The sequence below is a fragment of the Ignavibacteriota bacterium genome, assembly GCA_016707525.1.
In the GTDB taxonomy this organism is placed as follows: Bacteria; Bacteroidota; Ignavibacteria; order UBA10030; family UBA6906; genus JAGDMK01.
The window spans coordinates 505,689-531,758 of the sequence record JADJHP010000001.1; the positions used below are offsets into that span (position 1 = coordinate 505,689).

24 protein-coding genes and 1 pseudogene are annotated in these 26,070 nt (G+C 60.9%); all 25 read left to right on the plus strand.

Annotated elements, in window-relative coordinates; all coding sequences use genetic code 11:
• The first annotated feature begins 15 nt into the window (after window positions 1–15).
• The 25 genes and pseudogenes from IPI01_02120 (at window position 16) to IPI01_02240 (ending at window position 25,739) form a co-directional block, all read left to right on the plus strand.
• A complete protein-coding gene (locus tag IPI01_02120; protein MBK7256621.1) occupies window positions 16–360 on the plus strand; it encodes a hypothetical protein in 345 nt (114 codons plus the stop codon).
• A 21-nt stretch (window positions 361–381) separates the two neighbouring features.
• Window positions 382–675, plus strand: a complete 294-nt coding sequence (locus IPI01_02125) for a cell division protein ZapA (protein ID MBK7256622.1) — start codon at window positions 382–384, stop codon at window positions 673–675.
• 426 nt (window positions 676–1,101) lie between these two features.
• On the plus strand, window positions 1,102–2,595 hold the full coding sequence (rny, locus tag IPI01_02130; GenBank protein MBK7256623.1) for a ribonuclease Y: 1,494 nt from the start codon (window positions 1,102–1,104) through the stop codon (window positions 2,593–2,595).
• Window positions 2,585–3,208 (plus strand): dephospho-CoA kinase, encoded by a 624-nt coding sequence (locus IPI01_02135; protein ID MBK7256624.1) that lies wholly within the window; start codon window positions 2,585–2,587, stop codon window positions 3,206–3,208. Before rny ends, IPI01_02135 begins: the two co-directional genes overlap by 11 nt.
• Before the next feature lie 91 nt (window positions 3,209–3,299).
• A complete protein-coding gene (locus tag IPI01_02140) occupies window positions 3,300–3,980 on the plus strand; it encodes a PorT family protein (GenBank protein ID MBK7256625.1) in 681 nt (226 codons plus the stop codon).
• A 75-nt stretch (window positions 3,981–4,055) separates the two neighbouring features.
• Window positions 4,056–5,648 carry an L-aspartate oxidase gene (gene nadB / locus IPI01_02145; protein MBK7256626.1) on the plus strand — a complete coding sequence of 531 codons (1,593 nt, stop codon included), beginning with the start codon at window positions 4,056–4,058 and terminating at the stop codon, window positions 5,646–5,648.
• Between the two features lie 96 nt (window positions 5,649–5,744).
• The gene (locus IPI01_02150; protein ID MBK7256627.1) at window positions 5,745–7,028 is read left to right on the plus strand and encodes an insulinase family protein; all 1,284 of its coding nucleotides are present in this window, start codon (window positions 5,745–5,747) and stop codon (window positions 7,026–7,028) included.
• Window positions 7,029–7,037: 9 nt separating this feature from the next.
• On the plus strand, window positions 7,038–8,468 hold the full coding sequence (locus IPI01_02155) for an aminotransferase class I/II-fold pyridoxal phosphate-dependent enzyme (protein ID MBK7256628.1): 1,431 nt from the start codon (window positions 7,038–7,040) through the stop codon (window positions 8,466–8,468).
• 2 nt (window positions 8,469–8,470) lie between these two features.
• On the plus strand, window positions 8,471–10,141 hold the full coding sequence (locus IPI01_02160) for a (2Fe-2S)-binding protein (protein MBK7256629.1): 1,671 nt from the start codon (window positions 8,471–8,473) through the stop codon (window positions 10,139–10,141).
• Between the two features lie 29 nt (window positions 10,142–10,170).
• A pseudogene (nuoH, locus tag IPI01_02165) lies at window positions 10,171–11,192 on the plus strand (NADH-quinone oxidoreductase subunit NuoH).
• A gap of 31 nt (window positions 11,193–11,223) precedes the next feature.
• Window positions 11,224–11,736 carry an NADH-quinone oxidoreductase subunit NuoI gene (gene nuoI / locus IPI01_02170; protein MBK7256630.1) on the plus strand — a complete coding sequence of 171 codons (513 nt, stop codon included), beginning with the start codon at window positions 11,224–11,226 and terminating at the stop codon, window positions 11,734–11,736.
• A 24-nt stretch (window positions 11,737–11,760) separates the two neighbouring features.
• On the plus strand, window positions 11,761–13,065 hold the full coding sequence (locus tag IPI01_02175; GenBank protein ID MBK7256631.1) for an HlyC/CorC family transporter: 1,305 nt from the start codon (window positions 11,761–11,763) through the stop codon (window positions 13,063–13,065).
• Complete coding sequence (locus tag IPI01_02180) at window positions 13,062–13,955, plus strand: glycosyltransferase family 2 protein (protein ID MBK7256632.1); 894 nt, start codon at window positions 13,062–13,064, stop codon at window positions 13,953–13,955. Before IPI01_02175 ends, IPI01_02180 begins: the two co-directional genes overlap by 4 nt.
• Window positions 13,952–14,617, plus strand: a complete 666-nt coding sequence (locus IPI01_02185; protein MBK7256633.1) for a class I SAM-dependent methyltransferase — start codon at window positions 13,952–13,954, stop codon at window positions 14,615–14,617. Before IPI01_02180 ends, IPI01_02185 begins: the two co-directional genes overlap by 4 nt.
• Window positions 14,614–16,194, plus strand: a complete 1,581-nt coding sequence (locus tag IPI01_02190; protein MBK7256634.1) for a polysaccharide biosynthesis C-terminal domain-containing protein — start codon at window positions 14,614–14,616, stop codon at window positions 16,192–16,194. The genes IPI01_02185 and IPI01_02190 overlap by 4 nt, the downstream gene beginning before the upstream one ends.
• A 49-nt stretch (window positions 16,195–16,243) precedes the next feature.
• Window positions 16,244–17,038 carry a class I SAM-dependent methyltransferase gene (locus IPI01_02195; GenBank protein ID MBK7256635.1) on the plus strand — a complete coding sequence of 265 codons (795 nt, stop codon included), beginning with the start codon at window positions 16,244–16,246 and terminating at the stop codon, window positions 17,036–17,038.
• Between the two features lie 60 nt (window positions 17,039–17,098).
• The gene (locus IPI01_02200; GenBank protein MBK7256636.1) at window positions 17,099–18,637 is read left to right on the plus strand and encodes a hypothetical protein; all 1,539 of its coding nucleotides are present in this window, start codon (window positions 17,099–17,101) and stop codon (window positions 18,635–18,637) included.
• Window positions 18,634–19,647, plus strand: coding sequence for a glycosyltransferase family 2 protein (locus tag IPI01_02205; GenBank protein MBK7256637.1), 1,014 nt, complete (start codon window positions 18,634–18,636; stop codon window positions 19,645–19,647). The genes IPI01_02200 and IPI01_02205 overlap by 4 nt, the downstream gene beginning before the upstream one ends.
• A gap of 2 nt (window positions 19,648–19,649) precedes the next feature.
• The gene (locus IPI01_02210) at window positions 19,650–20,390 is read left to right on the plus strand and encodes a methyltransferase domain-containing protein (protein MBK7256638.1); all 741 of its coding nucleotides are present in this window, start codon (window positions 19,650–19,652) and stop codon (window positions 20,388–20,390) included.
• Window positions 20,387–21,406, plus strand: a complete 1,020-nt coding sequence (locus IPI01_02215) for a glycosyltransferase family 2 protein (GenBank protein ID MBK7256639.1) — start codon at window positions 20,387–20,389, stop codon at window positions 21,404–21,406. Before IPI01_02210 ends, IPI01_02215 begins: the two co-directional genes overlap by 4 nt.
• The gene (locus IPI01_02220) at window positions 21,399–22,343 is read left to right on the plus strand and encodes a glycosyltransferase family 2 protein (protein ID MBK7256640.1); all 945 of its coding nucleotides are present in this window, start codon (window positions 21,399–21,401) and stop codon (window positions 22,341–22,343) included. The genes IPI01_02215 and IPI01_02220 overlap by 8 nt, the downstream gene beginning before the upstream one ends.
• Entirely contained in the window at window positions 22,340–23,344 is a 1,005-nt protein-coding gene (locus IPI01_02225) for a glycosyltransferase family 2 protein (protein MBK7256641.1), read from the plus strand. The genes IPI01_02220 and IPI01_02225 overlap by 4 nt, the downstream gene beginning before the upstream one ends.
• Window positions 23,338–23,940: a nicotinate (nicotinamide) nucleotide adenylyltransferase gene (gene nadD / locus IPI01_02230; protein ID MBK7256642.1), complete on the plus strand. Its 603-nt coding sequence runs from the start codon at window positions 23,338–23,340 to the stop codon at window positions 23,938–23,940. The genes IPI01_02225 and nadD overlap by 7 nt, the downstream gene beginning before the upstream one ends.
• The gene (locus IPI01_02235; protein ID MBK7256643.1) at window positions 23,937–24,314 is read left to right on the plus strand and encodes a hypothetical protein; all 378 of its coding nucleotides are present in this window, start codon (window positions 23,937–23,939) and stop codon (window positions 24,312–24,314) included. The genes nadD and IPI01_02235 overlap by 4 nt, the downstream gene beginning before the upstream one ends.
• A gap of 15 nt (window positions 24,315–24,329) precedes the next feature.
• Window positions 24,330–25,739: a response regulator gene (locus IPI01_02240; GenBank protein ID MBK7256644.1), complete on the plus strand. Its 1,410-nt coding sequence runs from the start codon at window positions 24,330–24,332 to the stop codon at window positions 25,737–25,739.
• Window positions 25,740–26,070: the final 331 nt, after the last annotated feature.

Here is a 26,070-nt window from a genome sequence, read left to right on the forward strand (position 1 = left end):
GACAACGGCACCAGCGTGGACAACGCACCGGTCTCAACTCCATCGCAACAACCCGCCGACGTGCGGGCTGTGGAGCACGCCCTCAAGGGATTGTGGGAGCGTGTTCGGCGGGCAGGCGACATCATCCAGCAGTTGCGGGAGGAACGCCGGGCATTGTTGTCGCAGGTCGAGCAGTTGCGTGGTGATATGCAGAATCTCCAGGAGGATCTGGCCCGCAAGGACCAGATGCTCCGGAAAGCCCAGAGCGAGCGGGCTGTTCCGGCCGCCGCCGTCGATGCCGTGTCCCTGTCGAACGGGGACAGGGAAGCGATGGCGCGCAAGGTCAAGGAGTTGCTGCTAAAACTCGACGCATATCTGTGATGTGGTGGACGGTGAGCACACATGACAACGGATAAGAAGAGCATAAAAGTAAGGATCTTCGGTTCCGAGTATCCGCTCCGCGGCGAGAGCGAAGAGTTCACGCGGCGGGTGGCGGTGTACGTGGATGAGATGATCAATACCATCCATGGCAAGATCCCGGAGCAGCCTACACTGACGGTTGCGGTCCTCTCGGCACTGAATATCACGGAAGATCTCTTCAAGGAGCGGGACCGTGCACGGTCGCTGACGACGTCGGTCGAACATGAGATCGATCTGATGTCGAATCATCTGGACGCGATCCTGCGCGAGCCCTGACTGTTCTTTGGAATGTTCCCGTTGTATGTACGACGCACGGAAATGATATCCGCAGCGTCAACCGTTTCACTACACTAATAAAGAACCAACACTTGTAGTCTTGGGAGCCCGACTCACGGGCGTCGATTACATGCCTCATCCCGCTCAGGCGGGATTCTTGCGATGACATCCGCTCCGGCGGATCGAGCGAGTGCGTGGAAGTAAAAGACGTCCGGGCGAGCACCCACTGTGTCGGAAGGGTTCTTCTATTCGTGCCTTCCCTGGACGGTTGCCGGCTGCGGATTTTTTATGCCCGTTCCGCTCCCTGCCGCGTCGCCCCGGAATGCACACTGACCATAGGCGCTGGAGGATGTATGGAACTCAGTTTGACCGTCCCGCTGGTACTTGGTTGCGTCGGGCCTCTTCGGCCTCGCCGCGGGATGGTTCATGATCGCACGCGCATCGAAAGTGAAGGTGCTGGCAGCGCGGGAACAGTCCACCCGCATCATCACCGACGCGGAGAAGGAAGCCGATACCCTCAAACGGGAGAAACTGCTTGAGGTGAAGGACGAGTGGTACCAGAAGAAGAAGGACTTCGACACCGACGTCCAGAACAAGCGGAACAAGCTCCAGGCCCAGGAAAAGGCGCTGGAAGTGCGCGAGGAGAACATCGACCGCAAGGTCGAACTCCTCGGCAAGAAGGAGCGCGAGCAGGTTGTGCTGAAGCGCTCCATCGATGAACGGATGAAGGCGCTCGAGACACGGCAGACGGACCTCGACAGGCTCCTGCAGGAAGAGAACGACCGCCTCGAGCGGCTCTCGGGCCTGAGCCGGGACGAAGCGAAACGCCAGCTCATCGAGAATCTCACGAATGAGGCCAGGGCCGAAGCTGCTCTCCAGCTCAAAGAGATCCGCGACACGGCCCGCGATGAAGCCAAGCGCGAAGCGCAAAAGCTCATCGTCCAGGCCATCCAGCGCACCGCCGCAGACCACTCCGTGGAGACCACGGTCAGCGTGCTGAATATCCAGAGCGATGAAATGAAGGGCCGTATCATCGGCCGCGAAGGCCGCAATATACGTGCCTTCGAAGCCGCGACGGGTGTCGATGTGATCGTGGACGACACGCCGGAAGCAGTGATCCTCTCTGCATTCGATCCCTTCCGCCGTGAGGTGGCGCGCGTTGCGCTCGAGCGGCTGATCGCCGACGGCCGCATCCATCCTGCCCGCATCGAAGAGGTCGTCGAAAAGGTCCGCGCCGAACTGGAGGAGGAGGTCCTGAAGGTGGGCGAGAACACGATGCTGGAGGTCGGCCTGCATGGTGCGCACAAGGAGATCCTGCGTCTGATCGGCAAGATGAAATACCGGTCGAGCTACGGCCAGAACATGCTCCAGCACAGCATCGAGGTCGCGTTCCTCACCGGCGCACTCGCGGCGGAGCTCCGGCTCGATGCGGTGCTTGCCAAGCGGGCAGGCCTGCTCCATGATGTCGGGAAATGCGTGGACAAGAGCATCGAAGGCCCGCACGCCCTGCTCGGATACGAGATCGCGAAGAAGTACGGCGAGCATCCTGTGGTGGCGAACGCGATCGGATCACACCATGAAGACATCCCTATGGAATCGCCCATCGCCGCGCTCGTTCAGGCCGCTGATGCGATCAGCGGCGCCCGCCCGGGCGCCCGGCGCGAATCCGTGGAGGGATACGTGAAGCGCCTCGAGAAACTCGAAGAACTCGCCCAGTCGTTCCGTGGCGTGTCGAAAACCTATGCGATCCAGGCCGGACGGGAAGTCCGCGTGGTCGTGGAGCAGGACAGGGTGGATGATGTCCATGCCGACCAGCTCGCACATGATATCAGCCGGAAGATCCAGGAAGAGATGGAGTATCCCGGACAGATCAAGGTGACGGTGATCCGCGAGTACCGTTCGGTCGCGTATGCCAAATGACAGCGGCTTCCTCCGCATCGGCGTGACCGGTGGCATCGGGGCGGGGAAGAGTGAGGTGTGCGCGGCGTTCGCGCGCAAAGGGCGCGTGGTGCTCGCAGCGGATACCATCGCCCGCACGTTGATGGAGACCGACGCGGCGGTCCGGAAACGGGTCACCACCATCTGCGGCCCGGATGCGTATCACCCCGGCGGGACATTGAACGTCCCGCATGTCGCACGCGTGATCTTCGACGACGAGAAGAAGCGGACGAGGTTGAATGCCGCCGTTCATCCTGCCGTTCTCCGGCGGATCGGACAGGAGATCGAAGCGCTGCCCGCCGCCCGCCGCCGTCCGTACGTGCTCGTGGAGGCGGCCCTGCTTTATGAGAGCGGTATGGAGAAGGACCTGGACGCCGTGCTCGTGGTCCACGCAAGCGATGCGGTGAGGATCGAGCGGGTGCTTGCACGGGGGGGGCTGACGCGCGAACAGGTCGTGAGCCGCATGAAAGCGCAGATGCCGGCCGGGGAGAAGCGCGAAAACGCGGATTTTGTGATCATGAATGACGGCCCGCTGGAATCCCTCGAGAGCCGGGTGGCGTTCTTCGATGTGCTCTTCACGAGCATGGCCGGTTGATTCTCCTGCGGTTTTTCGTTACGTTAAGCGTTGTTGTTCTGTTGGTTCAGTTGCGTTGAACCTTTCTCATTCAATATCTGTGGAGGATTCTATGAAGAAAACATTAGCTCTCGTCCTCGTTCTCGCGTTTGCGTTCGGACTTGCACAGGCTGGTGACAATGCCAAGCCGATCCAGAAGGCTGGCAGCACCGCGTTGCTGTTCGACCTGAGCGGTCTCGCGAATCTTGGCGCAGGCAATTACCAGGGTGGCCTCGGCGTGAAGTACTACATCGCCAACGGATTCTCGGCACGGCTGGGACTCGGCTTCAATTCGTCCAGCACCACCACGAAGAACCCGGTGACGCCGACCCCGGCCAATCAGCTTGACGAGAGCAAATTCACCGGTACGAGCTTCACGATCGCCCCGGGCATCCAGTACAACGTTGCGACCAGCAATGCGGTCGTCGGGTACGTCGGTGCACAGGTGGCATTCACGACCGGCAGCCAGGAGCGCAAGGGGAATGCGAACAGCTTCGGCACCGGCTTCACGAAGGACCACAGCTACAACGAATCGAATACCACGTTCGGCGTCGCCGCCTTCGTTGGTGTGGAATGGTTCGCATGGGACAATATCAGTCTTGCCGGCGAATACCGCTTCGGCTTCAGCACGACCACTGGTAAGGCCGAGTCGAAGACCGCTACGACCTCGACGAGCGCAGATGCTCCCAGCCAGACCTCGTTGGGCCTTGGCTCCGCCAATGCAGGTGCTTTGACCCTCGCTGTCTATTTCTGATCCGCCTGATGGCGGTACGACAGGGGCGTCCCGCGTGCGGGACGCCCCTTTGTGTATCCATCTCCCCGGGGTAGCATGACACACCGCTATGATGTCCTCGTCATCGGCACCGGCATCGCCGGCCTCTCCTACGCTGTGAAAGCTGCACGCTACGGCTCCGTTGCCATCGTGACCAAGAAGGAACAGGCAGAGTCGAACACGAACTACGCCCAGGGCGGCGTCGCTGCCGTGATGTCCCAGATCGATTCTTTCGAGATGCACGTTCAGGACACCCTGGCGACGGGTGTCGGGCTCTCGCATCGCGATGCCGTTGAGACCATGGTCCGTGAGGGGCCTGACCGCCTGCGCGACCTGATCTCCATCGGCGCCCAATTCACGTATGCCGGGGCGCAGCTTGATCTCGGGCGTGAGGGGGGACATTCAACGAACAGGATCGTCCACGCGCATGACTTCACGGGACGTGAGATCGAACGGGCGTTGCTTCATGCGGTGACCACCGACCCCCGCATCACGATCTTTGAGAACCATGTGGGCCTGGAACTCATCACCGAGCACCATGTCCACGGCAGGCGTCCCGATGGCCCTATCCATTGCTGGGGCGCGTATGTGCTCGATACGGAGGAGCGCCGGGTGGACACCTTCCTCGCGCATGTGGTGATGCTGGCCACCGGAGGACTGGGGCAGGTGTATCTGCACACGACGAACCCGCCGATCGCGACGGGCGATGGCGTGGCCATGGCCTGCCGCGCCGGCGCAACCATCGGGAACATGGAGTTCATCCAGTTCCATCCGACCACGCTGTTCAACTCGGGTTCCCCCTCATTCCTCATCTCCGAAGCGGTGCGCGGGTTCGGTGCCGTGCTGCGCGCGGCGAACGGCGATGAGTTCATGCACAACTACGATCCGCGCAAAGAACTCGCCCCCCGGGACATCGTCGCGTACGCGATCGATACGGAGCTCAAGAAACGGGGTGATGACCACGTGCTCCTGGACCTCCGGCATTTGCCCGCGGATCAGGTGCGCGAGAAGTTCCCGCACATCTACAACACCTGCCTCGAGAAATTCAAGCTGGACATCACCCGCGAGCCCGTTCCGGTTGTCCCGGCCGCGCACTACTCGTGTGGGGGCGTAGTCACGGACATCGACGGGCGCACCAGCATCGGCGGATTGTTCGCCGCGGGTGAGGTGAGCATGACCGGTGTTCACGGCGCGAACCGGCTGGCAAGCAATTCCTTGCTCGAGGCCCTGGTGTTCTCCGATCGCGCCTGCCGCCTGACGGCCGAGCAGCTCCGTCAGAAGGGGACCTCTCTCCCGGATGTCGGGCCGTGGGACGACAGCGGCACGCTGAACAGCGAAGAATGGATTCTGATCGCCCACAACCGCCGCGAGATCCAGCAGATCATGTGGGACTACGTCGGCATCGTCCGCTCCGATCTGCGTCTTGAGCGGGCGCTCCGCCGCATGGAATTGATCCGTGACGAGGTCGAGGATTTCTACAAGCGCACACGGGTAACGGAAGGCCTGATCGAGCTACGTAATCTCGCCCAATGCGCCATGCTGGTCATCCGCTGCGCGATGATGCGGAAGGAGAGCCGGGGGTTGCACGTGACCACGGACTACCGTCAACGGAATGACGCGGCATTCATGAGAGATACGATCCTCCCTTAGAAGAAGATCGGGCGCTCGACGGGGGAGGCCGAAGTGCCCGAATCGGCCCGAAATCGCTTACCTTGACTATAGTGGCCAAAATGGATATATTTTCACATGCCATACGCCACGCGCACGTCCGTCAAGACTCACCGGCAGGTCGAAAATTCACAGTATCGCAAGACAACTCTGGAGAACGGTGTCCGGGTTGTAAGCGAATCGATCCCGCATGTACGCTCGGTCTCCCTCGGGATATGGGCAAATGTGGGATCGCGTGATGAAGGACCTACCCAGAACGGTATCAGTCACTTCCTTGAGCACATGGTGTTCAAGGGGACAAAGAACCGCAACGTCCGGGAGATCGCACAAAGCCTGGAATCCCTCGGCGGCTATCTCAACGCCTTCACGACAAAGGAGCAGACGTGCTTCTACGCCCGTGTGCTCGATACGAACATCAGCGAAGCGATGGACGTCCTTGCCGATATCGTCCTGCACGCGACCTTCGACAAGAAGGAGATGGAGCGCGAGAAACAGGTCGTCATCGAGGAACTGAAGAACGCCGAAGACGATCCCGAGGATATCATCCACGACTATTTCGAACGGTCCATCTTTCCGGACCATTCCCTGGGGTATCCGATCATCGGGACGGAAGAGAATGTCCGCCGGTTCCGGCAGGATGATCTCCGCGCCCATATCGCACACCACTATCAGTCCGACCGCATCGTGATCTCTGCTGCAGGGAATGTGGACCATGAGGCCCTCGTGCGCCTGAGCCGGAAGTATTTCAACCGGGTACGCAAGGCCTCCGGAGAACACTCACGCATTGCGGGGCCCGTGCGCTCTACCGATGGCGATACCGTCGAATATCGCCGGCCGATCAATCAGGCGCACATCTGTCTCGGGACGCTCTCCTACAGCATCGGCCATCCTGACCGGTATACGCTGATGCTGACGAATGCCTTGCTCGGGGAGGGCATGAGCTCACGCCTGTATCAGACCATCCGTGAAAAGCATGGGATGGCATATACGGTGTACTCGTTCGTGAACCTTCTGAGTGATACGGGGGTGTTCGGAGCCTACCTGGGCACGGACCGGAAGAACATCCAGAATGCGATCGGCCTGGTGTTCAAAGAACTCGACCGCCTCAAACGCAGGGCTGTCCCGCTGGCGGAACTCAACCGCACGAAGTCGCAGATCAAAGGCACCCTCATGCTGGGGCTCGAGAACATGTCGGGCCGCATGATACGCCTGGGAAGTGCGGAGCTCTACGTCGAACGGTATGTTTCCCTTGACACCATCCTGTCGTGGGTCGATGCGGTGACCCCGGAGGACATCCTGCGTGTTGCGAATGATGTTTTTGATGAGAAGCGCTTTTCATCCGTGATCATACGACCTACCTGACCCTGATCCATGATAACGTTGAACGACCTGAACCCCCGATTGCTTCACGCCCAGTACGCTGTGCGCGGACCGATCGTGCAACGCGCCCAGGAGATGGAGGCGCAGGGGCACAAGATCATCTACTGCAATATCGGCAACCCCCAGGCGCTGAAACAGCAGCCGCTCACGTACCTGCGCCAGGCGCTCAGCCTTCTTGAGAATCCCGCGCTGCTGAACGATGCCTCCCTGACCGCATCGTATCCCCGCGACATCGTCGCCCGGGTGCGCATGCTGCTCGAGAAGCATCCGTTCGGAACGGGCGCGTACACGCAGAGCCCCGGCATTCCGTTCGTGCGGCAGGCCGTTGCCGACTTCATCCAGAAGCGGGACGGTGTGAAGGCGGACAAGGACCACATCATCCTGACGGACGGTGCGAGCAAAGGCGTGCAGGCGGTCCTGACGGCGTTATTGAAGACCCCGCAGGACGGCGTGATGGTGCCGATCCCGCAGTACCCCCTGTACAGCGCGAGCCTCGCTCTCTATGGCGGGCGGCAGATCGGATACTATCTCGACGAAGAGAACCGCTGGCAGCTGAATGAGCAGATCCTCGAGGCGAGCATCACGAAGGCGAAGGGCGAAGGGGTCCGGCCCGTGGCGATCGTCGTGATCAATCCCGGCAACCCCACGGGGGCCGTGCTCTCGCGCGAGAACATCGAGATGATCGTCCGCTTCGCACGAACGCATGGACTTTCGGTCATCGCCGATGAGGTGTATCAGGAGAACGTGTACGACACGGGGGCGCGGTTCGTCTCCTTCACCCGCGTGATGGGGGAGATGGGGGTGACGGACATCTCGCTCTTCACCCTGCACTCGGTGTCCAAGGGGTTCCTCGGCGAATGTGGTCACCGCGGAGGATATCTGGAGTTGCGGAACATCCCCGATGATGTGCTCGGGCAGTTCATCAAGCTGCAATCGATCAGTTTGTGTGCGAATGTGAGCGGACAGTTCGCGACCTACTTCATGGTAGCTCCACCGCAGGACGGCGACGAAAGTCATCCCACGTACGTCAGGGAGCGCGATGGCATCCTGGCGGCGCTCAAGCGGAAAGCGGGGATCCTGGGGGAGGGCATCAACCGGATCGCGGGGATGACCGTGGATATTCCTCAGGGTTCGATGTATGCGTTCGTCCGGTTCGAGCTGCCGCCCGACCGGACCGTCGATGTCGCCAGGCTCTCGCCCGAGGAGCGGGAGCAGCATGAGGCCCGGCGCGATTCCGCCTATTGCCTGGCCCTCCTGGAGGAGACGGGGATCTGCGTGGTGCCGGGGTCCGGATTCGGACAGAAGGCCGGGACCTTCCATTTCCGTACGACGTTCCTCCCCCCGCAGGACGAGATCGAGAGCCTCGTGCACCGGCTGAAGACATTTCACGAGAAATATGTCCACGTTCTGGAAGAAGCGTGACCATGGCAAAGATCACTCTAGACGGCAAGCAGTTCGAGGTTGAGGACGGGCGCACGATCATCGAAGCGGCGCGCGAGAACGGTATCGAGATCCCGCATTTCTGCTGGCACCCGAAGCTGTCGGTCTCCGGCAATTGCCGTATGTGCCTCGTTGAGGTCGAGAAACTCCCGAAACTCGTCATTGCCTGCGCCACGCGTGTTGTGGATGGCATGGTGGTGAACACCGTGAACCCGCGTGTGGCGAAGGCGCGTGAAGCGGTGATGGAATTCCTGCTGATCAATCACCCTCTGGATTGCCCGATCTGCGACGAGGCGGGCGAGTGCAAGCTGCAGGATTACGCGTACGCCCATAGTACAGGCGCGAGCCGCTTCACGGAGGACAAGGTTCACAAGCCGAAGCGCGTGGAACTCGGGCCTCGGGTGATGCTGGATACCGAACGGTGCATCATGTGCTCCCGCTGCGTGCGCTTCTGCTCCGAGATCGCCGCGAAGCCGCAACTCACGTTCTCCCAGCGCGGGGACCGCGTGGAGTTGACGACCTTCCCGGGTGAGCAGCTGGACAATCCCTACTCGATGAACACGATCGATATCTGTCCCGTGGGCGCCCTGACGAACCGGGATTTCCGGTTCAAGGCGCGTGTGTGGGAGATGTCGTCCACGGAGACGGTCTGTCCGGGGTGTGCCCGCGGCTGCTCGATGTACTCATGGGTCAGGAACAACGAGATCCTGCGGCAGACCCCACGGTATAATCCCGATGTGAACGACCACTGGATGTGTGACCAGGGCAGGCTCGAGACGTTCAGGCATGTCAATGCCGACGACCGTATCAAGGCGCCGCTGATCCGCAAGGAAGCAGAGTGCGTCGAGGTCGGGTGGGACGAGGCGATCGCACGGACGGCTTCCGAGTTCCGGGTCTACCGCAAGGCGGAGATCGCGGTGTTCGGCTCTGCCCGCGCGACCAACGAGGATCATTTCCTCCTTCAGAAATTCGCGCGTGAGGTCCTGGGAACCAAACAGGTCATCGTCCTGCCCCATGTCGTACCGGGCGACGACGATGCGTTGCTCCTCCGTGCGGACAAGACGCCGAATGCCCGTGGTGTGGCATTGATGGGCGCCACGTCGTCGGGCGCACTGGTGGATGTGCTCAGGAGGATCGAAGCCGGAGAGATCCGTGCCGCGTTCGTCATGGAAGATGACATCGCTGCCGATCCTGCCATCGCCGCGGCGCTGCCGAAACTGGATTTCCTCGCCGTGCACGCGTCGAATGAATCGGAGACCACACGGCTTGCCGATGTGGTGTTCCCGGCGGCGACATTCGCCGAGAGGAACGGGACGTATACGAATTTCCAGGGGGTCGTGCAGAGGATCCGTCCGTCGGTGACGACCCTGGACCAGGACCGTGCATCGGACGGGCTTGCGATGAGCCGGTGGGACAAGTTCGGCACGGCATTCGACCGGTGGGGGCGCGGCGCGAAGCGCGACGCCAGGCCGGGATGGAAGGTCATCGCGGGCATCGCATCCGTGATGGGCATGAAGTACAAGTACCTCCAGGCAGAGGATGTGTTCGCAGAGCTGGCATCGGTGGTGGAGGCATTCAAAGGCATGACCTACCGTTCGTTGGGCAGCCGCGGGCAGATGCTCGTCCCCGCACGCGAACACACGGTCCGGTCCTGATCACGGCATAGGAAAGAAGGTCCCCGGTCATGGAATTCTTCATCATAGCTCTCGTGAAGATCGTCATCGTGCTCCTGGTCATCCTCACGACCGTTGCGAACCTGGTGTACATGGAACGGCGCATCAGCGCGTTCATACAGGACCGCATCGGGCCCAATCGCGTTGGTCCGTGGGGACTCCTGCAGCCCCGGCCGATGTGCTGAAGCTGTTCATCAAAGAGGACATCGTTCCGGCCCAGGCGAACAAGTTCGTCCACACGCTTGCCCCGGTCATAGCGATCACCGTTGCCCTGAGCACATTCGCTGTGGTGCCCTTCGGCAACACGATCACGCTCTTCGGGCATGAGATCCGGCTGATCATCGCGGACGTCAATATCGGCATCCTGTATGTCCTGGCGATGACCTCGGTCGGCGTGTACGGCCTCACGCTGAGCGGCTGGGCTTCGAACAACAAGTACTCGCTCCTGGGCGGACTACGGTCGTCCGCGCAGATGATCAGTTATGAACTCTCCATGGGCCTCTCGGTGGTGGGGGTGATCATGATCGCCGGCACCCTCGAACTGGACAGGATCGTTGAACTGCAGTCCGGCCTGGCATGGAACGCCTTCCTGACCCCGATCGGCTTCATCACGTTCGTCGTTGCGTCGTTCGCGGAAACGAACCGCCTCCCGTTCGACCTTCCTGAGGCCGAACCGGAACTGGTCGGCGGTTATCACACGGAATACAGCGGCATGAAGTTCGGATCGTTCTTCATGGCCGAGTATGCGAACATGATCACCTCCAGCGCGGTGATCGTGACATTGTTCCTCGGCGGATGGCAGATCCCGTATGCCGAAACCTGGGGCCTGCCGGCGTTCTGGCTGAGCATCCTGCAGATCCTCGCCTTCGTTGCGAAAGTAGGCGCGATGCTGGTGTTCTACATGTGGATCCGCTGGACGATCCCGCGGTTCCGCTATGACCAGCTGATGAATCTGGGGTGGAAGGTGATGTTGCCACTGGCCCTGCTCAATGTCGTGGTCACCGGCGCATGGTTGTGGTGGTTCGGGCACTGAGCCCGTCTGAGTAACAGGAGAAGAACCGGCAATGCACGAGTCGCAGACACAGGCAGCACCGCAGGTCCGCAGCAAGGACCTGACCTTGTTCCAGAAGACGTACATCCCGGAGATCGTGAAGGGGATGGTGCTCACGCTGAAGCACATGTTCCGCCCGAAATTCACGCGGCAGTACCCCGAGGAGCGCTGGAATCCGCCGGCATCGTTCCGCGGGCGCCCGGTGCTGGTGGAAGAGGCCGGCGTGGAGCGCTGCGTTGCCTGCGGCCTCTGCGCGCGCGTTTGCCCCGCGCTGGCGATCGAGGTCCAGGCCTCGGAGACCGAATTGCCGAAGGAACGGTATCCCGTCCGTTTCGAGATCAACATGCTCCGCTGCATCTTCTGCGGCTTCTGTGAAGAAGCCTGCCCCGAAGAGGCGATCGTGATGAGCGATGAGTACGAGCTGGCGTTCCTGAAGACGGAGGACGCGGTCTATGGTAAGGACAAGCTGCTGATGTCGACGGACAGACTGAAGACGCGTCTCGAATTCCTGCGCCAGGCACGGTAAGCGGACGCCCGGACAGAAAGTCCCATGGAAACCTTCTGGATCGAGTTCATCGGCGTCATCCTGCTCGTCCTTCTCGTTGCCTTCTTCTCCGCAGCGGAAGTGTCGGTGCTTGCCACGCGCAAGAGCCGGATGCAGGAACTCGCCGACGAAGGCAACGCCGCCGCGGCGATCATCCTGGGCTTCCAGACCAACCCCGAACATTTCCTCGCCACCGTCCACGTCGGCAACATCTTCGCCATGATCCTCGCGTCCGTTCTCGGCGGCGTGATCGGATTCCAGGTCATCGTTCCCGCCCTGGGCGCAAGCTCGAGCCCGTGGATCGTCGAGATGAGCAACTGGATCGCCCTGGTGGCGATCGTCGTGAGCGTCGGTTCGCTCGTCGTGATCTTCGGTGAACTCGTCCCGAAATCCCTTGCCCTGCGTTCGGCCGAGCCGGTGGCGCTCGCCCTTGCCGGCCCGATCCGCTTCTTTGCCACGGTCTTTCGTGTCCCCGCCCGTACCATGACCTTCGCCAGCAATTTCGTGTTGCGCCCCTTCAAGGACACGACCACCTTCACGGAATCCCGCATGTCCGAGGAGGAGTTCAAGCTGATGCTGGAAGAGGGGACGAAGTCGGGGGTGATCGACAAGACGGAACACCGGCTCATCACCAGCATCTTTGAGTTCACCGAGACCACCGTGCGCGAGGTGATGGTCCCCCGGCCCGATGTCGTCGCAGTGAACATCACGACGCCACGTGAGGAACTCGTGCGCATCGTCCTCGAGGAAGGATACTCGCGCCTCCCGGTCTTCAAGGATAGCATCGATCACATCGTCGGGATCGTGTATACCAAGGACCTTCTGGGCCTGCTGGAATACCGCAACGTGATCATCCTCCAGGACATCCTCCGTCCGCCCTTCTTCGTCCCCGAAGGCATGAAGATCTCCCAGCTCATGCAGGAACTGCAACGTCACAAATTGCACATGGCGGTCGTGAAGGATGAGTTCGGCGGGACCGAAGGGATCATCACGATGGAGGACATCATCGAGGAGATCGTCGGGGAGATCCACGATGAGTACGACGAGGAATTGAAGGACGTTGAGCAGACGGCGGAAGGGACCTTCCTGTTGAATGGGCGCCTTTCGATATTCGAGTTCAACGAGCGTTTCGGGGCGGAGATCCCGGAAGATGCGGGGTTTGAAACCATCGGTGGGTTCCTCCTCAAGCTCGCAGGCCGGATCCCCGATGTGAACGAAGTGATACCCTACAAGCAGATGGTCTTCACCATCGTGCGGAAGAGCCAGCGCAGGATCCGCGTGGTGACCGTGAAGATCTCCAGCGCGTCATGACCGATCCCCCGGCCGCATCTCTGCACCCTGCGGTGTCCGTGGTGATCGCCACGTGGAATACCCGCGACCTTGTGTGCGGTGCGCTCGCAGCCCTCGGCCGTACGGATTTGCCGGATCCGTGGGAAGTGATCGTCATCGACAACGGTTCGCAGGACGGCACGGTGGATGCCATCAAAGCGCGTTTCCCGGCGACGATCCTCCTGTGCAATGCCGCGAACACCGGATATGCGCACGCGAACAATCAGGGCATCGCGGCAGCGAGAGGACGCCATGTCCTGCTCCTCGGGAGCGACACCGAAGTGCGCCCGGAGACTCTGCGCGTCATGGCAGGATTCCTCGATGCGCGCCCCGAAGCAGCAGCGGTTGCCTGCCGGCTCGTGAATCCGGATGGCTCTCCCCAGATGTCCTGCCGGCGCTTCCCCCGCCTGCGGGATGCCGTTGCCACATATCTCTCGCTGCATTTCCTCGCGCGTCGGTATACGATGCACGGGTTCGACTTTTTTGCATCCCGGGAAGTGGACCAGCCGGCAGCAACGTGTCTGATGGTCCGGCGGGAGGTTCTGAACGGACTGCGGGGATTCGATGAATCGTACCGGATCCTCTACAATGACGTCGACCTGTGCAAACGCCTCCATGATATGGGAGGGAGGATCTTTTTCACAGGGGAGACGGAGGTCCTGCACTACGGAAGCGTCACCACACGCTCCGCACCAGCGGGCATCCGGATGGAAATGTACCGGAACATCTTACTGTATTTCCGCCGGAACCGCGGGCCGGTCGCGCAGTGGGTCCTCGCTCCGTTGCTGAGCGTCAGGTTGTTCATGGTGACGCGTTCATTGCGTGCATTCTCATTGTTGGCCGTGCCACGAGAGGGAACGGAACGGACATGATCGGCGAGGACATCCGCGCAAGCGTCTTCCGGGATACCACCAGGTTGTATCTGGAGTATCCACAGCACATCGTTGCTCCGCCCCTCATCCGTTTTGTGCGGAAGTATGCATCCGGTCGTATCCTGGACCTCGGCTGCGCGACAGGCAACTACTGCCTGCATCTCAAGGGTCTGGGCTATGATATCGCCGGTGCAGACATACAGCCGGAGTATGTCCGCATCGCGAAAAGCCGTGGAGTCGAGGCGTTCCTCATTGAGAATGGGGTGCCGCTTCCTGACCGATCCTTCGATACCGTTCTGTTGTTCGAAGTGCTGGAGCATTTGCCGGATCCCGCCGCGGTCCTGCGGGAGGCCCGCCGCCTCTGCCGTGGGACGGTGCTGCTGACCACGCCACACAGCGGAGACATCGATGCCCTGCGCGCGCAAGGGCTGCTGTTCGAGCATTTTGCCGACATGGACCACAAGAACTTCTTCACGCAGGAGTCACTGGAAACGTTGCTGCGCGCGGAGTTCACCAATGTCAAGGTGTGGAAGGGGAACGGCATCAACCCGCTTGGCCTGTTCCCGCTTGCCCCGGTGCGTTTTGCCGGAAAGGTGGCCGCGCGGCTGCACCTCATCCCGCCGGCATTCTATTTCCGCCTCTACGCCGTAGCGCACGTGTGATGGGCGCCCCCGCCGGAAGCCTCTCATCATCCCGGGCGGTCGTCCGCAGCGGTATGTACAGCCTGTTCGGCTTCTTTGCCTCCGCAGCGTACATGTTCCTCATCGTGCCGGTGGCGGTCGGATATCTCGGGCAGGAGCAGTACGGTCTGTGGATGACCATTGCGGCGCTGACGGCATACATCGGGCTTGCCGACTTCGGGGTGAGTACATCCTTTGTGACGTTCATCGCCCGGTTCGTGACGACGGAGAAGTACGATCAGGCGTCGCGTGTCGTCCATCTCGGGTTGCTGTTCTATGCTGCGGTGAGCCTGGTGTTGATCGTTCTCACGCTGCTCCTGTATCCTCTCGGGTTCGCGTTGTTGCGCATTCCCGCCGATCAGACGGTCGTTGCGCGTGATGCCCTGGTGCTGATCCTGCTCATATTCGCGATGACCTCGACCGGGAGCGTCCTGACGAATGCACTGGCCGCCGTGCAGCGCATGGATGTGGTGAACGGTGCGGCAACGATCGCCCTCGCGGTGAAGTTCGGCGCCATCATCATCGCGCTGGAGGCCGGCTGGGGTCTGCGTGGTCTTCTCGGCGCGGACCTTGCCGTGACGATGTTGACCATCCCGGTCATGGTTCTGCTCACGCGACGGTATATGCCGTACCTTTCGCTGCGGTGGAAGGGCTACGACCATGCCTTGATGCGCTCACTCGTCCGCTTCGGCGCCCAGATGCAGGTGAGCCGGATCTCGGACATGGTGATGGCGAATTTCGACAAGCTGCTCCTTGCACGGTTGTCCGGCCTGTCCGTGGTGGCGACCTATGATTTCGGCTCGAAGCCGGCAGGACGACTGCGCCAGCTTCCGGCAACGGCGATCACCTCACTCGTGGCTGCTGTCTCCGCTCTCGATGCCGAAGCGAACGAGGAGCGCATCCGTGCCGCCCTGGTCCGGTCGACGCGATACCTGGCCATTGTCTCGGCGCCGCTCTTCGGGTTCTGCATCATCTTCGCTGGGCCGCTCGTCGAGGTTTGGCTTGGCAGCGGACACGCCATGGCAGCGATGACCCTCCGCATCTTGAGCACGGCCTTCTTTGTGAGTGCCGTGGTGAGCGCGCTCTCCATGATCTCCATCGGACGGGGTGAACCCCAGTTCCAGATGCGTGCGATGCTGGCGCAGACCATCGTGAACGTCGCGCTGTCCACGACGCTCGTGCTGCTGTTCGGATTCTATGGGGCCGTGACGGGGACCGCCACCGCGACGCTCTTCGGGGCGCTCCTGTTCTTCTGGATGTATGGGCGTACGATCGTTCAGCATCCGTTGCGGCTTCTCGCGGGGATCATCGCACGTCCCGTCGCATGTGGGCTGGCGGCAGGCCTCAGCGGCTGGCTTGTCTTCAGCGGGGCCGCGGCCCTCAGCGGTCCCCCGGGACGGATCGCCCTTGCGGCCGCGCTTGCGGCGGCAGGATCGGTGTTCCTGGCGCTGTATGCAATGCTCCTGTACTGGACCCGCACCGTGACCGCGGACGATGCAGGATTTCTGAAAGGTGTCCTCCCGCAACGTATAGCAGCACTGCTTGCACGGCGGACGTGATATGCTGGCCATTCGTTGAACCGGAAACGTACACAACCACTCGATGCTCATGAACGGTACCTTTGAATCATCCCTGCACTCGCTGGACCTCGGCCTGTTCCAGACCATCCCGTCGCAATTGAGCGATGCCGACAAGCGTTCGCTCCTGGCCGTGCAAAAGGGAGTGAGCACACGCGCTACGTCATATACCTACCTGGAGATCGGTTCGCACCTGGGCGGGAGTATCCAGCCGCATCTGCGCGATCCGCGGTGCGCCCGCATCTACTCCATCGATCCGCGTCCGGAGACCGTGGCGGACGATCGCGGCGAGACGATCCTGTACCCGAAGAACTCCTCGGCACATATGCTCGACCTGCTGCGTGGTGTTCAGGGGGACCGTATCGACCGGATCAGCGTGTTCGACACGGATGCCCGGCAAGTGCCGGCATCGGTGATCGACCCGCGCCCGGATATTTGTTTCATTGACGGCGAACATACGGATCAGGCTGCGCGATCGGACTATGCCTTCTGCCGGCCACTCGTTGCGGAGAATGGCGTCATCGTCTTCCACGATGCCAACATCATCTACCTGACGTTGCAGGAGATCGTCAGGGATCTGGAAGCAGAGAAGGCCAGGTTCACCGCGTATGTGCTTCCTTCAGCGGTCTTCGTGATCGAGTTCGGATCGTCCGCCCTGCACGACACGGAGGATTTCCGGATGCTGCTGAGGCGCAATGCAGATGCCTATTTTTATGGGCTCGAGTCCATGGAACACTACCGTGCCGTGTACAACCGGCCCGGCATCAAGTTTGTCCGGGATGTGTATCGCAAGTTCGGTGCCATTCGACGGAAATTCGGGAAGTGACCCTCATGTGCGCTCATGCACTCGATACCGCGCACCGTGCCTTTGCCGGGATATGACACGATGATGGAAGAACACGTGGCCACGCCGCGCGGGGGGACGCGCACAGCGCTCGGGCGCGGAGGGCATAGCCATGCCCTGAGGCTCGCCGCAGTGGCCTTGGTGGTGGTGATGAGCGCCGTGATGAGCGTATTGAACAGGCAGTATACGCTCGACGATGCCCTCATCTATTACCGGTATATCCAGAATGCCATCGACGGACTGGGCCTGGTGTACAACGCCGGTGAGTATGTCAACGGGTTGACCTCTCCGCTCTATACGTACCTTTCGCTGGCGGTCGCCTTCGTGATGCGCGATGTTGCTTTCTCGCAAATGTTCCTTGCGTGGCTGCTCCTTACCGGCGCTGCTGTCACCGTCGTGTTCCTGCACCCCGCGAACGGATCGTTCACCCCGGGGGGAGTGTTCGCTGCCCTGGGGATCGTGAGCATGCGGTATTTCTATTCCGTGGTCGGACTGGAGACACCGCTCCTGCTCTTTCTGTTCGCGCTTGTGATTGCATTGTTTCTCCGCGGGCGAACGGGGGGCTGGATGGCCGTATCCGCGCTCCTGCTGCTGACAAGAGGAGAATCTCTCTTTCTGATCCTTGTCCTCATTGCAGCGCATTTCCGCCTGCGGCGTCCGTTGCCCGGTTGGCGCCTGTGGATCATTCCCATGGTTCTGCTGCTCTCTCACTATGCCTTCAATCTTGCGTATTTTGGTTCGCCGTTCCCGGCGACACTCATGGCCAAGATCCAGCAGGGAGAATCGGGGCTCTGGGAAACGGGGAGATGGGGAAAGCATCTGATCTTCCTCAGTGTGGGTTACCATTTTGACCGCTACTTTGCCGGCAACGTCCTGCTTCTGTCATGTCCGATCCTGCTCGCGGCCGGCGGTATCCTCACCGGGAGGAGGGATCTGCTCACGCAGATCATCGTTGCGTTCCTCGTGCTCTATACGGCGTTCTATATCGCCCTGAGCATTCCGAACTACCATTGGTACTATGCCGCCTACTATTTCTTCATGTTCATTCTCGCCGGCGTGTGCATTGATGCCCTCCTGCGCCACATCTTGCGGATCCCGGGAACGTTGCCGCGCCGGGCGGGAGCAGCGGCGGTGATCCTGCTGTCAGCGGGGTTGCTCGCGGGACAGACAACCTTCTCCGCGCACGCTCTCCCGCTCGCGGGAGGGTACGGTTCGTACACGGAGATCGCTCTCTGGATCGACGGGCACACACCGCCTGACGCAAAGGTCGCGACGGCGGAGATCGGACACATCGGCTGGTTCTCCCGTCGCTATATCATCGATATACTCGGACTCGTGAGTCCGCCGAACGCCGACCTGATCGGCCAACGCAGGTTCGATGCCTGGCTGCAGTATTACTCGCCGGACTATTTCCTGGTTCATGATCCCCTGTGGAAACACGAAGTGAGTGCCGAGGGACTGATTGCGAGCAAGGCATTCGCCGATGTGCCGGGCTTTGCCTTCCCGGGATACCGCCTTCTTGCCCCCGTCACGCCGGTAACGCACCGGACACAGATTCCCCGGACGGGAGGGACGCCGTGAGCGAGCTGCATCAGGCAGGGCGGGAGATTGCGGGCAGCCGGACGGGCGGGATGCCGCCGGATGTTTCCGTCATCATCGTGAATCTGAACACGCGTGAGCTGTTGGATGCGTGCCTTGCCTCCGTGGAACGCGAACGGGTCACGATATCCCTTGAGGCCATCGTCATCGACAACGGGTCGTCCGATGGCAGTGTGGCAATGGTGGCGGAGAAGTACCCCGCCACACTCCTTCTGAAGAATGCGCGGAATGAGGGGTTTGCACGGCCGAACAATGAAGGCCTCCGTCGGGCACAGGGCAGGCATCTGCTCCTGCTGAACTCGGATACCGTCGTCCGCCCTGGAGCATTCCGGACCATGGTCGAATTTCTTGATGCGCATCCGGAGGCCGGCGCGTGCGGCCCACGCCTCATTTACCCCGATGGCAGGCTCCAGTATTCCGCGAAAGGCTTTCCGACCCTCTGGACACACTTCTGCGACATGACCGGGCTGGATCGATTGTTCCCGCGCACCGTCCTGTTCGGGAGCGGCGAGTTGAGATCGTTCGACTACGACCATGCAGGGACCGCGGATCATCTGATGGCTGCGGCATTCCTTGTTCGCAGGGTAACCTATGAGAAGGTCGGGCCACTGGACGAACGCTTTGCGATCTATTACAACGACATGGATTGGTGCTACCGGATGGTGCATGCCGGCTGGTCGATCTGGTACGTGCCGGATGCCGTTGTGGAGCATCACCTCGGCAAGACCGTGGGGGCGGTGAACAAACGGTTCACATTCTTCACGATGCTCTATAACAACGTGATGTTCTTCTATCAGAAGCATTATGGCCGGGGCGCGATCATTGTGTACCGCCTGCTTCTCGCCGCAGGGTTCGCCGTGCGCTCGGTAGCCTGGTCCATCCGTGCCGCGCTGCAACCGTCCGAAGCAAATCGCCACATGCGCACATTCGCGTTCAAATCATTGCTGTTCGGCCTGGCATTCTGGCGGCCGGCGAAGATCGAGGAGGTGTGACCATGGATATCCGCCGCTTGCTGAAATCACTGACCGTGGATACAAGGAAGATGCTGCGGATGTTCCGCGCCCTGGACCGTGAGGCAGTTGCTGCGCACGTGATCGCGGGACGGGGGATCGAGATCGGAGGGCTGCACAACCCCCTTCGTGTCCCGAAGAATGCGCAGGTGCGATACGTGGACCGCATGTCTGTGGATGACCTGCGAGTTCAGTATCCCGAGCTCGCTGCGAAGGCGCTCACGTCCGTGGATATCGTGGATGACGGCGAGACGCTGGCCACCCTCCCCGACGGTTCGGAAGATTTCATCATCGCGAATCATTTCCTTGAGCATTGCGAGGACCCGCTCGGAGCGCTGCTGGCACATCAGCGTGTGGTGAGGCCCGGTGGGATCCTGTTCCTCTGCGTACCCGACAAGAGATTCACGTTCGACCAGGAACGGGAGTTGACGAGCTATGAGCATGTCGTGCGCGATCACCGTGAGGGACCGGTCTGGTCACGCCGTGACCATGTGCGGGATTGGGTGAAGCATGTCGAGCACATCGACGACCCATCGGCGCAGGAACGCCGGACCGACCAGCTCCTGGCCGAGGCGTACAGCATTCATTACCACGTATGGACGTTCGAGACATTGGTCGCGATGGTGCTGCGTGCCCGCGAAGATGTGGGCCTCGCTGTCGATTTCGAAAGCTTCCTGCTCACTGACGGGGAGGTGATCATGGTCCTGCGGCGGAGAGCACAGTGACCGGGGCCGGGAGACCATCGGTCAGTGTTGTCATCGTCCATTACAACGGAGAACGACTCCTGGATGCCTGCCTCGCGAGCGTGCAGGCTCAAGTGTACCGGCCGGTCGAGGTGATCCTGGTGGACAACGGGTCATCCGACGGCAGCATTGCCATGGTGAGGGTGAAATACCCGGAGGTCCGGGTGCTTGCGCAGGGAACAAATCTGGGTTTTGCGGAGGGGAATAATCGGGGCGTAGAAGCCGCCACGGGCGAGTATGTGGTCCTTCTGAACAATGACACGGAAGTGACAGCGGACTGGCTCCCGGGACTTCTGGAGTACATGATGGACCCTGCCGTCGCTGTCGTCACATCGAAGGTGGTGACCGATGGCGTTCCCGACCGTTTCTACAGCATGAACGGCTCGCTGAACCCTCTGGGCTACAACATCATGCGTGTATTCGCTGACCTCAGCCATATCTTTTTTGCGGGCGGGGCCTCGGTCATGTTCCGCCGCGCGGAGATACCTCGCCCATTCCTGAACGAGTATTTTCTGTATCACGAGGACGTGTTCCTGTCGTGGCGCTTGCGCCTGCTGGGGCGTGACGTCAGGATGGCACAGCGGTCGCTGGTGTACCACCGCGGGAGCGCAACGACGAAGACGCAGGCATCGGCATTCGTCACATTCTACCAGGAGAGGAACAAGCTTCTCAACGCACTGCTGCTTTTCGGCGGCTGGACGCTTCTGCGGCTTGCCCCGCTCATGGTCATGGAGGGGATAGCGAAGCTCATCGCGGGGACTGTGTCGGGGAGGAAATCTCCTCTGGGTATCCTCCGCGGCTATGTTTGGATCCTGTCCCACGCGGGATGGGTTCTGGCGCGCCGCAGAGAACTCCAGGCGTCGCGCGTCGTGCCCGATCGTGACATACTGTGCTGGATGAGTGCGCGGCTTCTGGATGGGGATGGTGCCGTGGCCCGTGTGGTGAACGGTTGCATGCGCACGTATGCGCGTGTCACAGGACTCGGACTCCATGATTGATATCTCGATCATCATCGTCACCTGGAATTCGCGGCGCGACCTTGAGTTGTGCCTCCCATCGGTCCGGAAAGGAGTCACCAGGCATACGTACGAAGTCATCCTCGTGGACAACGCGTCCGCGGACGACAGCGTGGCGTATGCCGAACAGGTGATGCCCGGGGTGAAGGTCATCGCCAATGAGGGGAACAATGGATTCGCACGGGCGAATAATCAGGGATTTCGTGCTGCAGGCGGGCGTTACTTCTGTCTTCTGAATCCCGACACCCTTGTGCATGCCGGAGCCTTCGATGCCCTCATCACGTTCATGGATGGGAAGGGCGAAGATGCGTGGGCCTGTGGCCCGGGTCTGTTGAACGGGGACGGATCGGCGCAGCGGACGGGTGTGCGATTCCCATCGCTCTGGAATCTTTTCGTTGAGGCATTGTTCCTCGACCGGGCCTTCCCCCATTCGTTGATCTTCGGGGCGCACCGCCAGTTGTACGAACAGGGGATGACGCCTCGTGCCGTGGACTTCGTCCAGGGCTCATGTCTGGTGGTCCGTGCCTCCTCGGTGAAGTCCGTGGGGGGGCTCGACGAAGAGTTCTTCATGTATTTCGAAGAGACCGATTGGTGCAAGCGCTTTGCGGAGAACGGAGGGCACGTGTTCGTGGTCCCGGGAGCTCTGGTCACGCATTTCGGCGGGGGAGCGGTCGGCCACTACGATGAGCGTCGCCTGATCCACTATCACGAAAGCCTCTTCCGGTACTTCCGGAAGCACCATGGGAGCATCTCCCGGGTGAGCGTCCGGCTGCTCATGCTCGCTCGTTCCTCGATCAGGATATGTGCGTGGGTACTGGTTCTGGTCGCACGCCCTTCGCTCCGGAAGCAAGCCGCCTCGGCGATGAGGGGGTATGTCAGGGTCATGGGCCTCGCGTCAGGGCTCTGGAGGCGGACATGAGTAGTCCCTTCTTTTCAGTGATCATCCCCACGTTCAACCGGAAGGGATCCCTGAGAGAGGTCCTGAATGCTCTGTCCTGTCAGGAACCTGTTCCCGGGGGGTTCGAAGTGATCGTGGTGATCGACGGGTCGACGGACGGGACGGCCGAGATGCTCCGGACGTTCTCACCGCCATATGCACTGAAGGTACTGGAACAGGAGAATGGGGGGGCGAGTCGGGCCCGGAATGCCGGAGCCGCGCTCGCCGGGGGAGAGTATATAGCCTTGACAGAAGATGATGTGCAACCTGCAACGGATTGGTTAGCAAAAGCTTATGCGTTGCTGATCAAGTTGAATCTGGACATGCTTGAAGGTCGAACGGAGTATCAGTCCACGGGCGGAAACGTCAGGCGTTTCGAGCCCCCGGGGATCGCCTCGTTCATCCCCTGTAACTTGTTCATCCGGCGGAGTTGCTTCATGAAGGCCGGCGGGTATGAGAGCGGGTTCTTTGACAGGGAGGCCGGACTGTATTTTCGGGAGGATGCCGATCTGGGCTTCCGGCTGTTGGATATGGGTTTTTCGATGTATATTGCTTCGGATGTTCGCGTGGCACATCCCCCTCAGTTCAGCACTCTGCGCGAAGCATTGCGTCATGCCCGGCGTTACACGTTCGATCCGCTCCTGTTCAAACGGCATCCGCGGCGTTATCGGGCGTTCATCGAAGTGAAGCAGATCGCCGGGTTCACTGTGCACCGGCCGCAACATTACGTTGCGCTTGGCGGGGCGTGCGGACTCGTTGCAGTTCTTGCCGGGGGCCTTCTGGGTGCTCCTGTGCTGTGGGCTGGCGGCGTGATCGCGGTCCTGCTGAGTGGCGTCCTGTTTCGATACAAGTACCATGGCATCCGCGCGTTCTCGCCGCTCGAAGCCGGGAGAACGATCGCGTTCGTTGCCGTGCCGTTCGTCTACCTTGCCGCTCTGCTCCGCGGCTGCGTCCGCTATCGTACCATCGGGGTGTTATGGTGAGTGAGAGGAAACGGCCCGAGCGCCTGGGGCTCTTCGGCGGGACATTCGATCCGCCACACATGGGGCACCTGATCGTTGCTGCCCATGTGCAGGAGGAGCTTGGCCTCGACCGCATTTTGTTCATGCCCGCGATGACGCCGCCGCACAAGCAGGACCGTGAGGTCTCACCGGGCGTGATACGCCTGGCGATGGTGGAGCGGGCGATCGAAGGGGATCAACGCTTCAGCGTCTCGGATATGGAGGTGCGCCGCGGAGGCGTGTCGTATACGATCGATACCGTCCGCGCATTGCTCGAGTGTTTCCCTGGAGCATCGCTCACGGTCCTGATCGGGATGGACAATCTCGTGGACTTCGGTGCCTGGCGCGATCCCTCCCGGATCCTGGATCTTGCTTCCGTAGCGGTGATGACACGGCCGGGGTACGTCCCCGGCGGAGCCGGAGAGGCGTATCTGCCGCACATGACCCTGTGTGAAGTGCCGCATATCGGGATCGCTGCTCAGGGTATCCGGCACCGTGTGGCGGCGGGGAAGAGCATCCGGTATCTGGTTCCTCCCCTGGTGGAGGCTTTCATACACGAGAAGGGATTGTACCGGTGAACGTCACGGCACAGGTGGTGTCGGGCAGAGGAGCCGCGGTGCTGCGCATCGTGCATGCATGCTGCTTCCTGCTGCTCTGTACAGCGATGCTCACGGGGTGTAAGGAGAAGTCGTGGCGGCCGGCAAGCGACAAGGTCTTTACGGAAGCCGAACTCCAGGGGCTGAGGGGACGCACGCGCGATGAGGTGCGAGAATATCTTGGAGAGCCCCGCGGGCTGTACACGATCGACGCGAAGGGGCGGTGGCACTATCCGCACATGAGGATCGAAGACCCCGAGACGCGATCGCAGTTCGAGGCAACGGTCCTGATCTACTTTTCACAGCTGGGGGAGCATCGGGTCACCATCATCGAGATCACGAAACGGACGGAATAGTCCAGGCAGGAGCACATGGTGCGATCGTCCCACGAAGGCAGTGGTAAACGTATTCTCGTCGTCGAAGACGGGCTGATCATGGCACGGGACATCGAACGGCGTCTCCATACAATGGGGTATGGCGTTGCGGGACTCGCGCAGTCTGGCGAGGAGGCTCTACGGATGGTCGCCCATGTGAAACCCGATCTCGTGTTGATGGATGTGAGTCTGAGGGGTGGCATGGACGGCATTCAGACAGCACAGAAGATCCGGGAGATGATGGACATCCCGGTCGTCTATGTGACCGCCTATTCTGATGACGGGACCCTTGCCCGGGCGCGGGCAACGAACCCGTTCGGATATGTGCTCAAGCCCTTCGAGGAGAAGGAGCTGCGCACCACGATCGAGATGGCATTGTACCGGCATGCACTGGACCGCCAGATCCGCGAGAGTGAACAGCGGTATCGGATGCTGTCGGAGCTGACCGCCTCCTATGGTTACAGTCTTCTTGTTCCGGCGGAAGGAAACGTCGCCGTGGAGTGGGTCACGGAAGCATTCGAACGGCTGACGGGACTCCCTGCCAACGCGATCATCCGCCGCGAGGACTACGTCTTTCCGGACGATGTGGAGGCGCCGGCCGGGCGCATGAAGAAATTTCTTTCCGGTGAGAGCGTCGTTGAGGAGTACCGGATCCGCCTTCGCGATGGCAGCTATCAGTGGGTCCGTGATCACGCCCATCCCTCGCCACGGAAGCCGGGAGAACCGCTCCATGTGACCGGGACGGTGCAGGATATCACCCAATCGAAGACCGCGGAGGACCTTGCGGAGGAGGGCGTCCGGCTCCGGAGCAATCGCGACACTGCGATCGGGAGTCACGTACTGAGTGCGGGGCGGCGGGTCCTGATGCTCCTCGAGTGCGATGTTTCCGCAACAGCGCAGAAGGGAGATGATGTCGGGGATCTGGCTGACCATCTTCATGAACTCGTGCACATCCAATCTCTGGTGTATGCAGGCGGACGCGGATCATCGGCATCATTCGGAAAGAGCGTGAAGAGTGTGGTCGCCGATGCGTTCCGGAGAGCGGGTGCCGGGCGGTTGACCTATACCGTAGAAGTCGGGGCTGTGGATGCGGGGCAGGAGACACTTGTCGATGTTCTGCTGATCTTGAATGAACTGGTCGTGCATTCCCTGGAGGGCGGGTTGCCATCGGGGCGAAAAGGCACGATCGAGGTTTCCGTACGGACCGACGCGAATGGGGCGATCGTTCTGGGTGTTGATGACGAGAATCCTGCCGGGGGGAAGGATCTGGATGCGAAGAAGCCGAAGAACCCCTCGATGAGGTTCATTCACGAATTGGTAGGGGGACTTGATGGGCGGATCGAGGTCTTGAAGGGGGAGGGGACCGCCGTACGTGTCAGGATCCCATCAGCCAATCCGGGTGGCTAATAATAGCCAGAGGCGAGAGTCCATAGACTCCCGCCGTTTGCCTGAGACACTTCTCCAAGCACCATGAGGAAAAGAACGCGGTTACCCCTGAAAAGCCGTCAGATGTCCGTTTTGAGGTAGTACGGGAGATTGCGCTTCATTTTCTCCCGCTGGGCCCGGTACTGAGCCTCTTTCTTCCTGCATAATGGACACCGGCGCATACTCGGGTTTCCGGGGAAATCCCTGCCGCATTGTCTGCAGATCGTATATGATGTCTTCTTTGTCATGCTACCCTCCTAACACACCGTCCCTGCGAAAAGTTCACCCGGAAGCAACTTTTTTCTTCTGATCG

Bases quoted from the DNA above. Each gene is read 5' to 3' on its own strand.
- IPI01_02125 (MBK7256622.1), top strand. From the start codon at position 382: ATGACAACGGATAAGAAGAGCATAAAAGTAAGGATCTTCGGTTCCGAG.
- rny (MBK7256623.1), top strand. From the start codon at position 1,102: ATGATCGCACGCGCATCGAAAGTGAAGGTGCTGGCAGCGCGGGAACAG.
- IPI01_02135 (MBK7256624.1), top strand. From the start codon at position 2,585: ATGCCAAATGACAGCGGCTTCCTCCGCATCGGCGTGACCGGTGGCATC.
- IPI01_02140 (MBK7256625.1), top strand. From the start codon at position 3,300: ATGAAGAAAACATTAGCTCTCGTCCTCGTTCTCGCGTTTGCGTTCGGA.
- nadB (MBK7256626.1), top strand. From the start codon at position 4,056: ATGACACACCGCTATGATGTCCTCGTCATCGGCACCGGCATCGCCGGC.
- IPI01_02150 (MBK7256627.1), top strand. From the start codon at position 5,745: ATGCCATACGCCACGCGCACGTCCGTCAAGACTCACCGGCAGGTCGAA.
- IPI01_02155 (MBK7256628.1), top strand. From the start codon at position 7,038: ATGATAACGTTGAACGACCTGAACCCCCGATTGCTTCACGCCCAGTAC.
- IPI01_02160 (MBK7256629.1), top strand. From the start codon at position 8,471: ATGGCAAAGATCACTCTAGACGGCAAGCAGTTCGAGGTTGAGGACGGG.
- nuoI (MBK7256630.1), top strand. From the start codon at position 11,224: ATGCACGAGTCGCAGACACAGGCAGCACCGCAGGTCCGCAGCAAGGAC.
- IPI01_02175 (MBK7256631.1), top strand. From the start codon at position 11,761: ATGGAAACCTTCTGGATCGAGTTCATCGGCGTCATCCTGCTCGTCCTT.
- IPI01_02180 (MBK7256632.1), top strand. From the start codon at position 13,062: ATGACCGATCCCCCGGCCGCATCTCTGCACCCTGCGGTGTCCGTGGTG.
- IPI01_02185 (MBK7256633.1), top strand. From the start codon at position 13,952: ATGATCGGCGAGGACATCCGCGCAAGCGTCTTCCGGGATACCACCAGG.
- IPI01_02195 (MBK7256635.1), top strand. From the start codon at position 16,244: ATGAACGGTACCTTTGAATCATCCCTGCACTCGCTGGACCTCGGCCTG.
- IPI01_02200 (MBK7256636.1), top strand. From the start codon at position 17,099: ATGATGGAAGAACACGTGGCCACGCCGCGCGGGGGGACGCGCACAGCG.
- IPI01_02210 (MBK7256638.1), top strand. From the start codon at position 19,650: ATGGATATCCGCCGCTTGCTGAAATCACTGACCGTGGATACAAGGAAG.
- IPI01_02220 (MBK7256640.1), top strand. From the start codon at position 21,399: ATGATTGATATCTCGATCATCATCGTCACCTGGAATTCGCGGCGCGAC.
- IPI01_02225 (MBK7256641.1), top strand. From the start codon at position 22,340: ATGAGTAGTCCCTTCTTTTCAGTGATCATCCCCACGTTCAACCGGAAG.
- nadD (MBK7256642.1), top strand. From the start codon at position 23,338: ATGGTGAGTGAGAGGAAACGGCCCGAGCGCCTGGGGCTCTTCGGCGGG.
- IPI01_02240 (MBK7256644.1), top strand. From the start codon at position 24,330: ATGGTGCGATCGTCCCACGAAGGCAGTGGTAAACGTATTCTCGTCGTC.